The organism is Citrobacter sp. wls619, from assembly GCF_005281345.1.
Lineage (GTDB): Bacteria > Pseudomonadota > Gammaproteobacteria > Enterobacterales > Enterobacteriaceae > Citrobacter.
Genome location: NZ_SZXJ01000095.1, coordinates 131336 through 144237, shown reverse-complemented (window position 1 = coordinate 144237; position 12902 = coordinate 131336). Strand labels below are relative to the sequence as shown.

Here is a 12902-nt window from a genome sequence, read left to right as displayed (position 1 = left end):
AATGCAGATCCTGTTGGCCAACCCGCGCGGCTTCTGCGCTGGCGTAGACCGCGCTATCAGCATTGTAGAAAACGCGCTGGCTATTTACGGCGCGCCGATTTATGTCCGTCACGAAGTGGTGCATAACCGCTACGTGGTGGATAGCCTGCGTGAGCGCGGCGCTATTTTTATTGAGCAAATCAGCGAAGTGCCGGACGGCTCAATTCTGATTTTCTCCGCCCACGGCGTGTCTCAGGCAGTGCGTAACGAAGCTAAAGGCCGCGACCTTACCGTCTTTGATGCGACCTGTCCGTTGGTGACGAAGGTGCATATGGAAGTCGCCCGTGCCAGCCGTCGCGGCGAAGAGTCGATCCTGATCGGCCATGCCGGACACCCGGAAGTTGAAGGCACGATGGGCCAATACAGCAACCCGCAAGGGGGGATGTATCTGGTTGAATCACCAGAAGATGTGTTGAAACTGGACGTGAAAAATGAAGGTAAACTTTCCTTCATGACGCAGACCACGCTCTCTGTTGACGATACTTCGGATGTCATCGACGCGCTGCGCCAACGCTTCCCGAAAATCGTCGGGCCGCGCAAAGATGATATCTGCTATGCCACCACTAACCGTCAGGAAGCGGTACGTGCGCTGGCGGAACAGGCAGATGTGGTACTGGTGGTCGGCTCGAAAAACTCCTCTAACTCCAACCGTCTGGCTGAACTGGCCCAGCGAATGGGGAAAGCCGCGTATCTGATCGATGATGCGACTGATATCCAGGAAGCGTGGGTGAAAGAGGCGAAATGCGTAGGCGTGACCGCTGGCGCCTCGGCACCCGATATTCTGGTGCAGAACGTGATTGCTCGCCTGCAGGAGTTGGGTGGTGGAGACGCTATCCCGCTTGAAGGCCGTGAAGAGAATATCGTTTTCGAAGTGCCTAAAGAACTGCGTGTGGATGTTCGTGAAGTAGAGTAAGTCTTTCCGGTTACGATTATGCGAAGATGCCAGACTTAACGTCTGGCATTTTTTTTGGAGAAACCATGCGCTTACCGATCATTCTTGATACCGATCCCGGCATTGATGATGCCGCCGCTATTGCCGCCGCGCTGTTTGCCCCTGAGCTGGATCTGCAACTGATGACCACGGTAGCAGGCAATGTTTCGGTGGAAAAAACCACCCGTAATGCGTTGCAGTTGCTGCATTTCTGGAAGGCGGATATCCCCCTGGCGCAGGGCGCATCCATGCCGCTGGTGCGCCCGTTGCGTGATGCTGCTTCCGTACACGGTGAGTCCGGCATGGAAGGGTACGAATTTGTCGAGCACGACCGCCAGCCGCTGGCAAAACCTGCCTTCCAGGCCATTCGTGACGCGCTGATGCATGCCCCGCAGCCGGTGACGCTGGTGGCCATTGGTCCTCTGACCAACATTGCGTTGTTGCTGACTCATTATCCTGAATGCGTATTCAACATTCAGCGCCTGGTGATTATGGGCGGTTCGGCCGGGCGCGGGAACTTCACGCCAAACGCCGAGTTTAATATTGCTATCGATCCCGAGGCTGCCGCGAAAGTTTTCCAGAGCGGGCTGGAGATTGTAATGTGCGGGCTGGACGTGACCAACCAGGCCATGCTTGCGCCGGATTATCTGGCGACGTTACCAGGGCTTAATCAGACCGGAAAAATGCTACATGCGCTGTTCAGTCACTACCGTAGCGGTAGCATGAATACGGGGCTGCGAATGCACGACCTCTGTGCGATTGCCTGGCTGGTGCGCCCGGATCTCTTTACGCTCAGGCCCTGTTTTGTCGCCGTTGAAACGCAGGGGGAATATACCTCTGGCACAACGGTAGTAGACATCGAAGGGCGGCTGGGGCAACCCGCTAATGCCCAGGTGGCACTGGGGCTGAACGTTGAGGGGTTCCAGCAGTGGGTGGCGCACGTTCTGGCACTGGCCCCCTGATTTCCACGCTATATAACGATATGACGCTGCTTATTCCGTGGCGTCATGCCTTTTACTGATATCTTTCCCTGTTTATCATTAAATTCTAATTATCGACGTTTTCGGCTGGCGGCGCAGCGATACGCTGGTTAATCTGAAAACGATTTACGTAAAATTAACAAAAGAGAATAGCTATGCATGATGCACAAATCCGCGTTGCCATCGCGGGAGCCGGAGGACGCATGGGGCGTCAGTTGATTCAGGCCACGCTGGGTATGGATGGCGTACAGCTTGGCGCGGCGCTGGAGCGTGAAGGCTCTTCCTTATTGGGTAGCGATGCCGGGGAACTGGCGGGCTCAGGAAAAACGGGCGTGACCGTGCAAAGCAGCCTTGAAGCGATAAAAGATGATTTTGACGTTTTTATCGATTTTACCCGTCCGGAAGGTACGCTGACACATCTGGCGTTTTGTTGCCAGCACGGAAAAGGCATGGTGATTGGCACCACTGGTTTTGATGAGGCGGGAAAACAGGCTATTCACGATGCCGCACAGGATATTAGCATCGTCTTCGCCGCTAACTTTAGCGTCGGTGTTAACGTCATGCTGAAGCTGCTGGAGAAAGCCGCGAAAGTCATGGGTGACTATACCGACATTGAAATTATTGAAGCTCACCACCGCCATAAAGTGGATGCGCCGTCTGGTACCGCGCTGGCGATGGGGGAGGCGATAGCCGGGGCACTGGATAAAGATTTGAAAGACTGTGCCGTCTATGCGCGTGAAGGTTATACCGGTGAACGTGTGCCGGGCACTATCGGTTTTGCGACGGTGCGTGCGGGAGATATCGTTGGGGAACATACCGCGATGTTTGCTGATATCGGTGAGCGCATCGAGATTACGCATAAAGCCTCCAGCCGTATGACATTCGCCAACGGTGCCGTGAGATCGGCTATTTGGCTGAAATCTAAATCAAACGGTCTTTTTGATATGCGAGATGTGCTTGATTTACGCAATTTGTAAGGTTTATTACCCTTCGTGATGTGGTTATTGTAGTCGTAATTATTTGATTACAAAGGGCAATATTTTATTGCCCTTTATTTTGCCTATTTCATATTGATTTTGAATTGAGTATCTTGTTTTTATAGGTTTTGTTGTCTTTTTATGTTGGTTAAATGTAAATTTTGACCATTTGGTCTACTTTTTATCTCTTTTTTCTGTGATTTGATACTCTTCCTACTCCGCAAGCGTTTTCCACTCTAAGTTAGTTGATCTTTTTGATGCCTGGAGGCAGGTTAATTCGTCAATGGCGCAAAATAATAATAAAAATTGTCCTTTTGGGTAGACTTTTACGTGGGCTATCTCTAGAATGCCGCCGTTTGCCAGAAATCCATAGGTAAGCAAATTTGCATTGATTCATAGTGCGTTAATGAATTAATATGCAAATAAAGTGAGTGAATATTCTCTGGAGGGTGTTTTGATTAAGTCAGCGCTATTGGTTCTGGAAGACGGAACCCAGTTTCACGGTCGGGCCATAGGGGCAACAGGTTCGGCGGTTGGGGAAGTCGTTTTCAATACTTCAATGACCGGTTATCAAGAAATCCTCACTGATCCTTCCTATTCCCGCCAAATCGTCACTCTTACTTATCCTCATATCGGTAATGTCGGCACCAATGAAGCCGATGCAGAATCTTCTCAGGTACATGCGCAAGGACTGGTCATTCGTGACCTGCCGCTGATTGCCAGCAACTTCCGCGATACTGAAGACCTTTCTTCTTACCTGAAGCGCCATAACATCGTGGCGATTGCCGATATCGATACTCGTAAGCTGACGCGTCTGCTGCGTGAAAAAGGCGCGCAGAACGGCTGCATTATTGCGGGTGACAACCCGGATGCGGCGCTGGCGCTGGAAAAAGCCAAAGCGTTTCCGGGCCTGAACGGTATGGATCTGGCGAAAGAAGTGACCACTGCGGAGCCGTATAGCTGGACGCAGGGTAGCTGGACGCTGGAAGGTGACTTACCGGAAGCAAAATCTGCTGATGAACTCCCGTTCCACGTCGTGGCTTACGATTTCGGCGCCAAGCGCAACATTCTGCGTATGTTAGCGGATCGCGGCTGCCGCCTGACGGTTGTCCCGGCGCAGACCTCTGCAGAAGAGGTTCTGAAGATGAATCCGGACGGTATCTTCCTGTCCAACGGCCCTGGCGATCCGGCACCGTGCGACTACGCGATTACCGCGATTCAGAAATTCCTCGAAACCGATATTCCGGTATTTGGCATCTGCCTCGGCCATCAGCTGCTGGCGCTGGCGAGCGGTGCAAAAACCATCAAGATGAAGTTTGGCCACCACGGCGGCAACCATCCGGTGAAAGATATTGATAACAATACCGTGATGATCACCGCGCAGAACCACGGTTTTGCGGTTGATGAGGCCTCCATGCCTGCCAACCTGCGCGTAACCCACAAGTCACTGTTCGACGGCACCCTGCAGGGGATTCATCGTACCGATAAACCGGCATTCAGCTTCCAGGGACACCCGGAGGCGAGCCCAGGTCCGCACGACGCTGCGCCGTTGTTTGACCACTTTATCGAATTGATTAAGCACTACCGTTCTTTAGCAAAATAATCAGGAGCAAACAAAATGCCAAAACGTACAGATATAAAAAGCATCCTGATTCTGGGCGCGGGTCCGATTGTAATCGGTCAGGCGTGTGAGTTTGACTATTCCGGTGCGCAGGCGTGTAAAGCCCTGCGTGAAGAGGGTTACCGCGTCATACTGGTGAACTCCAACCCGGCAACCATCATGACCGACCCGGAAATGGCCGATGCAACCTATATCGAGCCGATTCACTGGGAAGTGGTACGCAAAATTATCGAAAAAGAGCGCCCGGATGCGGTGCTGCCGACCATGGGCGGCCAGACGGCGCTGAACTGTGCGCTGGAACTGGAACGCCAGGGCGTACTGGCTGAGTTTGGCGTGACCATGATTGGCGCAACGGCGGATGCCATTGATAAAGCAGAAGACCGTCGTCGTTTTGACATCGCGATGAAAAAAATCGGCCTCGACACTGCGCGTTCCGGCATCGCCCACACCATGGAAGAAGCGTTGGCGGTTGCCGCTGATGTTGGCTTCCCGTGCATTATCCGTCCCAGCTTCACCATGGGCGGCACCGGCGGCGGTATCGCCTATAACCGCGAAGAGTTCGAAGAAATCTGCGAACGCGGTCTGGACCTTTCCCCCACTAATGAGCTGCTGATTGATGAATCGCTGATTGGCTGGAAAGAGTACGAGATGGAAGTGGTGCGTGATAAAAACGACAACTGCATCATCGTCTGCTCCATCGAAAACTTCGACGCCATGGGCATCCATACCGGTGACTCCATCACCGTAGCACCAGCCCAGACGCTGACCGACAAAGAATATCAAATCATGCGTAACGCCTCGATGGCGGTACTGCGTGAAATCGGCGTGGAAACCGGCGGTTCTAACGTACAGTTTGCGGTAAACCCGAAAAACGGTCGTCTGATCGTCATCGAGATGAACCCGCGTGTATCCCGTTCTTCAGCGCTGGCGTCCAAAGCAACGGGCTTCCCGATTGCGAAAGTAGCGGCGAAACTGGCGGTGGGTTACACCCTTGATGAGCTGATGAACGACATCACCGGTGGTCGTACTCCGGCCTCGTTTGAACCGTCCATCGACTACGTTGTGACGAAGATTCCACGTTTTAACTTCGAGAAATTTGCGGGCGCAAACGACCGTCTGACTACCCAGATGAAATCTGTTGGTGAAGTGATGGCGATTGGCCGCACCCAGCAGGAATCCCTGCAGAAAGCGCTGCGCGGTCTGGAAGTGGGCGCGACCGGTTTTGACCCGAAAGTAAGCCTGGATGATCCGGAAGCGCTGACTAAAATCCGCCGTGAGCTGAAAGACGCAGGCGCTGAGCGTATCTGGTACATCGCCGATGCGTTCCGCGCTGGCCTGTCCGTCGATGGTGTGTTCAACCTGACCAACATTGACCGCTGGTTCCTGGTGCAGATTGAAGAGCTGGTGCGTCTGGAAGAAAAAGTGGCTGACGTGGGCATTAACGGCCTCGACGCTGACTTCCTGCGTATGCTTAAACGCAAAGGTTTCGCCGATGCGCGTCTGGCTAAACTGGCTGGCGTGCGCGAAGCAGAAATTCGCAAACTGCGTGAACAGTATCAGCTGCACCCGGTATACAAGCGCGTGGACACCTGTGCCGCAGAATTTGCTACCGATACTGCTTACATGTACTCCACGTATGAAGAAGAGTGTGAAGCGAATCCGTCCGTAGACCGCGATAAAATTATGGTTCTGGGTGGCGGTCCGAACCGTATCGGCCAGGGTATTGAATTCGACTACTGCTGCGTACACGCTTCATTGGCGCTGCGTGAAGACGGTTACGAGACCATCATGGTCAACTGTAACCCGGAAACCGTTTCCACCGATTACGACACCTCCGACCGCCTGTACTTCGAGCCGGTGACGCTGGAAGACGTGCTGGAAATCGTGCGTATCGAGAAGCCGAAAGGCGTTATTGTTCAGTACGGCGGCCAGACTCCGCTGAAACTGGCTCGTGCACTGGAAGCTGCCGGTGTTCCGGTTATCGGTACCAGCCCGGATGCGATTGACCGTGCCGAAGACCGTGAACGTTTCCAGCAGGCGGTTGACCGTCTGAAGCTGAAGCAACCGGCCAACGCTACCGTAACCGCTATCGAGCAGGCTGTTGAGAAAGCAAAAGAAATCGGTTATCCGCTGGTGGTGCGTCCGTCCTACGTTCTCGGCGGCCGCGCGATGGAAATCGTCTACGACGAAGCCGACCTGCGTCGCTACTTCCAGACGGCGGTTAGCGTTTCCAACGACGCGCCGGTGCTGCTGGACCGCTTCCTCGACGATGCGGTAGAAGTTGACGTGGATGCCATTTGTGACGGTGAAATGGTGCTGATTGGCGGCATCATGGAACATATCGAACAGGCGGGCGTGCACTCCGGTGACTCCGCATGTTCTCTGCCTGCTTATACGCTGAGTCAGGAAATTCAGGACGTCATGCGTCAACAGGTGCAGAAACTGGCCTTCGAACTGCAGGTTCGTGGCCTGATGAACGTCCAGTTTGCCGTGAAGAACAACGAAGTTTACCTGATTGAAGTTAACCCACGTGCGGCGCGTACCGTTCCGTTCGTCTCTAAAGCCACTGGTGTACCGCTGGCGAAAGTGGCGGCACGTGTGATGGCGGGTAAAACATTGGCACAGCAGGGCGTCACCAAAGAAGTCATCCCGCCGTACTACTCGGTAAAAGAAGTGGTGCTGCCGTTCAATAAATTCCCGGGCGTTGACCCGCTGTTAGGGCCAGAAATGCGCTCTACCGGTGAAGTAATGGGTGTGGGGCGTACCTTTGCCGAAGCGTTCGCTAAGGCACAGCTGGGCAGCAGTTCTACCATGAAAAAACAGGGCCGTGCGCTGCTCTCCGTTCGCGAAGGCGATAAAGAGCGCGTGGTTGACCTGGCGGCGAAACTGCTGAAGTTTGGTTTCGAGCTGGATGCCACGCACGGCACGGCGATTGTGCTGGGTGAAGCGGGCATTAACCCACGTCTGGTGAACAAGGTGCATGAAGGCCGTCCGCACATTCAGGACCGTATCAAGAATGGCGAATACACCTACATTATCAACACCACTGAAGGTCGTCAGGCGATTGAAGACTCCAAACTGATTCGCCGCAGTGCGCTGCAGTATAAGGTTCACTACGACACCACCCTGAACGGCGGTTTTGCCACGGCGATGGCGCTGAATGCAGATGCCACCGAGAAGGTGACCTCTGTCCAGGAAATGCACGCGCAGATCAAAAAGTCATAAAAAATAGGTTCGGTGATAATTGCGTTAACCGGACCTGAAATATAATTTTGAAAGGGTTTCTGTAAAGAAACCCTTTTTTAAATTCGTGTAAGGTCATTCCTGGCCAAATGCACTTTCATAACCACATTTTCAATGTAATAAGCACGATATAGCTCACACTAATCAACATTCAAGTCGCATACTATCCTTTATATCCACAATTTTAATATGGCTTAGTTTTTATTAATTTGGACAGGCCGTAGCCAGATTTTTAATTTGTGAAATGGTGTGCTTATGTGTGAAAAATATGTTGAAAGACCGCTTTATTTGTTAATTGCTGACTGGATGATGGCTGAGGATCGTTGGATCACCGCAAAGGAAATTTCCCGCCATTTTGATATTGAACACTGCAAAGCGATTAATACGCTCTCCTATATTCTGTCTGAAGTGGGGGAAATTGTTTGTGAAGTTAAGATGATCCCTAATCAGATTGCCGGTCGGGGCTGTCAGTGCCAGCGACTGGTGAAAGTTGTGAGTATTGATTCCCATCTTTACAGCAGGTTGAATCACAATTTGCAGGAAAAAAAGGTGAGCATGGCGAAAACGCCGCGCCTGTCAGCGGTTCCTCCAACAGAGCTCAACCGTGAGCAGAAATGGCAAATGATGCTCTCCAAGAGTATGCGTCGCTAATTGTTAGTTTGCCTGATGGCGGTATAAACGGTGATTGACGCGTAGGCCGGATAAGCGTGAGCGCATCCGGCATCAATTACGGTGCTGATTTCGGCTTCACGTCCGTCGTGCCTTTCAGGCGCGGCCGGTTTTCTTCGACCCGCGTTAAGGGCTGCGTTTCGTGTAAACCAGTCTGACAGCGGATCGCAAGATCCTGATACTCTTTGGTGTTCAGCCGTTTCCAGTGTAGTTCCTGGTCCGTGACTTCGCGCAGTACGCGAACCGGGGAGCCAACCAGCATCTGTCTTGCCTCCCCCTGAAATCCGGCTTTGACAAAGCTCATGGCGGCAACGATGCTCTCTTCGCCAATCACTGCGCCGTCCATAATGACGCTGTTCATGCCAATCAATGCATCCCGACCGACCACGCAGCCATGTAAAATTGCGCCATGACCGATGTGTCCATTCTCATGCACGATGGTATCGGTGTCGCAGTAGCCGTGCATGATACAGCCATCCTGCAGATTAGAGCCTGCCTCGAGGATCAGACGACCATAATCACCACGCAGTGACGCGTGTGGACCAATGTAGACACCGGCCCCCACAATCACATCGCCAATCAGCACGGCGCTGGGGTGGACATAGGCATCCGGGTGTACGACCGGAATCAGTCCTTCAAAGGCGTAATAGCTCATGGTTGTTCCTCGCTTTTTTGCCGGATGGCGTTTATCTGGCTGACATACCGTGTTTGTAGGCCGGATAGGGCGTTTACGCCGCCATCCGGCATGTCTTGATTAACGACCTTTCCACACCGGATCGCGTTTTTCCGCAAATGCCTGTGGTCCTTCCAGCGCATCTTCAGAGTGCAGGACCGCCGGATAATGTTTCAGTATGCCGCTACGGATGTAACGGTAGCCTTCTTCCACCGGCATTTCGCTGGTCGCACGGTAAATCTCTTTCAGCGCGGCGATAGCCAGCGGGGCGCTATTCACCAGTTGTTGCGCCAGTTCGCGGGCGCTGTCCATCAATTCACTCTGGCTAACAACACGGTTCACAATCCCCCAACGCAGCGCTTCTTCGGCGCTCATGCGTCTGCCGGTCATCACCATTTCGTTGACGATAGCCGGCGGCAGCAGTTTCGGCAGACGCAGTACGCCGCCGCTGTCAGGCACGATCCCGAGTTTGGCTTCCGGCAGCGCGAAGCTGGCATTCTCTGCGCAGACGATAAAATCGGCCGCCAGCGCCAGTTCGAATCCCCCCCCAAATGCATAGCCGTTTACCGCAGCGATGACCGGTTTATCGAGATCGAATATTTCGGTTAAACCGGCGAAGCCGCCTGGGCCAAAATCGGCATCAGGTGCTTCACCTTCCGCTGCGGCTTTTAGGTCCCAACCTGCGGAAAAAAACTTCTCGCCGCCACCGGTGATGATGGCGACGCGTAATTCAGGATCGTCACGGAAATTAAGAAAAACTTCGCCCATTTTAAAGCTGGTTTTGGCGTCAATGGCATTGGCTTTGGGCCTGTCCAGCGTAATTTCCAGAATCGGGCCATTGCGGGTCAGATGTAATGATTCACTCATGGTTCATCTCCAGATAAATAGGTTTGCAGGCAGGAGATATTCCTGCCAGAGAGGTTATTTCAGACTTTTTTTAATTATTTTCCCTGAACAGTTTCGCGGCAGGTCGGTTCTGATCTCCATAAAAGAGGGAACCTTAAATTTCGCCATATTGTGTTCGCAGAAGCTGAAAAACTCGGCTTCGCTTAATGTTTCACCTTCATTCAGGACGATAAACGCTTTAATGGCTTCATCACGGATTGAATCTTTAATACCGACAACCACAATGTCCTGAATTTTCGGATGCGCAGAAATAATATTTTCCAGCTCGACGCAGGAGACATTTTCCCCGCCGCGTTTAATCATGTTGCAGCGTCTGTCGACGAAATAAAAATAGCCATCCTCATCCTGGTAACCCGAATCGCCGGTATGTAACCAGCCTTCTGGCTCCAGTGCTTTGGCGGTTGCTTCTGGCTGAGCGTAGTACTCTTTGAAGATGGTTTTGCCCGGCACGCCTTTAATACAGATTTCGCCAATTTCTCCGGCGGGCAGGGGACGGTTGTGATCGTCACGGATTTCGGCTTCATAGCTAAACCCCACGCGGCCAATAGACGGCCAGCGTCGTTTGTCACCGGGACGGTCGCCGATAATACCGACGATAGTTTCAGTCATGCCGTAGGAAGTCAGCAGCCTGACGCCAAAGCGTTCGGTAAAATCGTCTTTTTCCTGCTCTGATAAGTTGAGGTAGAACATCACTTCACGCAGATGATGTTGCCTGTCGGTAGGTGCGGCAGGTTGAACCATCAACGTTCTGATCATCATCGGGATGCATTCCGTCACCGTCGCTTGATATCGACGTACCTGGTCCCAGAAGCCCCGGGCGCTGTACTTCTCAATCAGCACGAAGGTGCTCCCTGATGAAAATGCCGGCATTGCAGCCGTGCACTGGCAGTCGATATGAAACGCAGGCATCACCGTCATGTAGACGTCATCATCGCGCAGGGCGATTTGCCAGGCAGAGTAGTAACCTGCAAAACGCAGGTTGTAGTGGGTAATTACCACCCCTTTGGGACGTGAGGTGGTGCCTGAGGTAAACAGAATTTCCGCCGTATCGTCAGTAGATAACGCGGGCGTATAGCATAGCGTGGCTGACTGTCGGTCTTTCAGGAGGGAAAAGTGGCTCACGCCGTCATCCGCCGGAAGCCGATCGCCAATCAGACAGATGTGATTCAGTGGTGTCTCGTTTTCCTGGCGTATCTGGCGGTACATAGGATAAAACTGGGCGCTGGTGACCAGCAGGCGCACCTGACTGTTTTGCAGGATCCAGGCGCTTTCTTCGCCCAGTAAGCGGGCATTAATCGGCACCATAATGGCGCCGATTTTTGCCAGTCCAAACCAGCAAAAAATAAACTCCGGACAGTTATCCAGATGCAATGCGACCTTATCGCCCTTACGGACCCCTAAAGAATGGAAAAGGTTCGCCGTGCGGTTAATTTCTTCATTAAGCGAGGCATAGCTAAACTGCTGAACGCTTCCTTCGCAGGATTCGAAAATAAGTGCCGTTTTATCTCCGTACACCCCGGCCAGGTCGTCCCACATCTGACGCAAGTTTTGTCCGCCAACGATATCCATATTGCTTTATCCACTGAAAACAGGCGTGAGCGCTAACCGAACCCGTGGGTTAGCGCGTCGCGTTTATTCCTCAACCCTGGCCAGGCCTTTGCCGACCAGCTCATTTATGTCTGCTTCGCTATAACCGATATTTTTCAGAATGGCGGCGGTATCCATGCCGTGTGATGGCATGCCACGCCAGATTTTCCCCGGATTATTTTTGAATTTCGGCATGATGTTTGGCCCTTTGCAGGTGCGACCATCCATCGTTTGCCACTGAGTAATGGATTCACGGGCAACGTACTGCGGGTTGCCTTCCAGTTCTGGAATCGTCAGCACCTTCGCGCAAGCGATGTTCAGCTCGGCAAAGCGTGCCTGGACCTCGGCAATGGTGTGTTGCGCCAGCCAGGCATCCAGTTTTTCTTCGACTAATGGGCCGTATGGGCATTCAACGCGATGGATAAGCTGAGTGCCTTCCGGGACTTCAGGGGTACCGAGGATGTGAGCCAGACCAATATCTTTAAAGCACTCGTTGATTTGCGTGATACCAACCAGTTCCATAACGATGTAGCCATCAGCACATTTATACAGACCGCAACCAGCGTAGTAGGGGTCTTTACCTTTGGTCATGCGTGGGCAAATTTCGCCGCCGTTGAAGTAATCCATCATGAAGTACTGACCCATACGCAGCATCACTTCGTACATGGCAACGTCAATACTTTCCCCTTTACCCGTTTCGCGCACTTTGTGCAGCGCAGCCAGCGCGGCGGTGGTTGCGGTCATGCCAGAAAAGTAATCGGCGGTGTATGGGAAGGCGGGCATAGGTTGATCAACGTCGCCGTTTTGGATCAGATAGCCGCTGAATGCCTGCGCAATGGTGTTATAAGCCGGAAGATTGGTGTACTCCTCGGTACCAAACTGGCCGAAGCCGGAAAGGTGGGCGATAACCAGTTTCGGGTTATGTTCCCACAATACCTCATCAGTAATGCCGCGACGGGCAAAGGCCGGGCCCTTACTGGCTTCGATGAAGATGTCGGTGGTTTCCATTAATTTCAGAAACGCTTCCCGGCCTTCATCTTTGAAAATATTCAGCGACAGGGCGTGCAGGTTACGGCGTGAAAGCTGTGGATAGTTTGGCTGTACGCGGATGGTATCGGCCCATGCCACGTTCTCTATCCAGATAACTTCCGCACCCCATTCGGCAAACATTTGCCCGGCGAACGGCCCGGCAATTTCAATCCCTGAAAAGACAACCCGCAGTCCGGCAAGTGGCCCAAAGGTTGGCATGGGTAAATGATTCATAATTTAGCTCCTG

10 protein-coding genes are annotated in these 12902 nt (G+C 52.8%); 6 read left to right on the top strand and 4 right to left on the bottom strand.

Annotation, left to right across the window (positions count from 1 at the left end):
* Position 1: 1 nt before the first annotated feature.
* The 6 genes from ispH (at position 2) to caiF (ending at position 8442) form a co-directional block, all read left to right on the top strand.
* Complete coding sequence (gene ispH / locus FDX19_RS17995) at positions 2-952, top strand: 4-hydroxy-3-methylbut-2-enyl diphosphate reductase (protein ID WP_137383770.1); 951 nt, start codon at positions 2-4, stop codon at positions 950-952.
* A 65-nt stretch (positions 953-1017) separates the two neighbouring features.
* Complete coding sequence (rihC, locus tag FDX19_RS17990) at positions 1018-1932, top strand: ribonucleoside hydrolase RihC (protein ID WP_137383769.1); 915 nt, start codon at positions 1018-1020, stop codon at positions 1930-1932.
* 173 nt (positions 1933-2105) lie between these two features.
* The gene (gene dapB, locus FDX19_RS17985; protein WP_137383768.1) at positions 2106-2927 is read left to right on the top strand and encodes a 4-hydroxy-tetrahydrodipicolinate reductase; all 822 of its coding nucleotides are present in this window, start codon (positions 2106-2108) and stop codon (positions 2925-2927) included.
* A 454-nt stretch (positions 2928-3381) separates the two neighbouring features.
* Positions 3382-4530 (top strand): glutamine-hydrolyzing carbamoyl-phosphate synthase small subunit, encoded by a 1149-nt coding sequence (carA, locus tag FDX19_RS17980; protein WP_137383767.1) that lies wholly within the window; start codon positions 3382-3384, stop codon positions 4528-4530.
* A gap of 15 nt (positions 4531-4545) precedes the next feature.
* A complete protein-coding gene (gene carB / locus FDX19_RS17975) occupies positions 4546-7773 on the top strand; it encodes a carbamoyl-phosphate synthase large subunit (protein ID WP_137383766.1) in 3228 nt (1075 codons plus the stop codon).
* A 273-nt stretch (positions 7774-8046) separates the two neighbouring features.
* A complete protein-coding gene (gene caiF / locus FDX19_RS17970; RefSeq protein ID WP_003829705.1) occupies positions 8047-8442 on the top strand; it encodes a carnitine metabolism transcriptional regulator CaiF in 396 nt (131 codons plus the stop codon).
* 76 nt (positions 8443-8518) lie between these two features.
* Here the strand turns inward: caiF and caiE are convergent, their stop codons facing one another.
* The 4 genes from caiE to caiB all read right to left on the bottom strand — a co-directional run bounded on the left by caiE (position 8519) and on the right by caiB (position 12889).
* Positions 8519-9115: a carnitine operon protein CaiE gene (gene caiE, locus FDX19_RS17965; RefSeq protein WP_137383765.1), complete on the bottom strand. Its 597-nt coding sequence runs from the start codon at positions 9113-9115 to the stop codon at positions 8519-8521.
* Between the two features lie 99 nt (positions 9116-9214).
* Positions 9215-10000, bottom strand: a complete 786-nt coding sequence (gene caiD, locus FDX19_RS17960) for a crotonobetainyl-CoA hydratase (protein ID WP_137383764.1) — start codon at positions 9998-10000, stop codon at positions 9215-9217.
* 54 nt (positions 10001-10054) lie between these two features.
* On the bottom strand, positions 10055-11608 hold the full coding sequence (gene caiC, locus FDX19_RS17955) for a crotonobetaine/carnitine-CoA ligase (protein WP_137383763.1): 1554 nt from the start codon (positions 11606-11608) through the stop codon (positions 10055-10057).
* A 63-nt stretch (positions 11609-11671) separates the two neighbouring features.
* A complete protein-coding gene (gene caiB / locus FDX19_RS17950; protein ID WP_137383762.1) occupies positions 11672-12889 on the bottom strand; it encodes an L-carnitine CoA-transferase in 1218 nt (405 codons plus the stop codon).
* Positions 12890-12902 lie beyond the last annotated feature (13 nt).

Coding starts and splice junctions, on each gene's coding strand:
- carB (WP_137383766.1), top strand. CDS start 4,546: ATGCCAAAACGTACAGATATAAAAAGCATCCTGATTCTGGGCGCGGGT.
- caiC (WP_137383763.1), bottom strand. CDS start 11,608: ATGGATATCGTTGGCGGACAAAACTTGCGTCAGATGTGGGACGACCTG.
- caiF (WP_003829705.1), top strand. CDS start 8,047: ATGTGTGAAAAATATGTTGAAAGACCGCTTTATTTGTTAATTGCTGAC.
- dapB (WP_137383768.1), top strand. CDS start 2,106: ATGCATGATGCACAAATCCGCGTTGCCATCGCGGGAGCCGGAGGACGC.
- rihC (WP_137383769.1), top strand. CDS start 1,018: ATGCGCTTACCGATCATTCTTGATACCGATCCCGGCATTGATGATGCC.
- caiD (WP_137383764.1), bottom strand. CDS start 10,000: ATGAGTGAATCATTACATCTGACCCGCAATGGCCCGATTCTGGAAATT.
- caiB (WP_137383762.1), bottom strand. CDS start 12,889: ATGAATCATTTACCCATGCCAACCTTTGGGCCACTTGCCGGACTGCGG.
- caiE (WP_137383765.1), bottom strand. CDS start 9,115: ATGAGCTATTACGCCTTTGAAGGACTGATTCCGGTCGTACACCCGGAT.
- ispH (WP_137383770.1), top strand. CDS start 2: ATGCAGATCCTGTTGGCCAACCCGCGCGGCTTCTGCGCTGGCGTAGAC.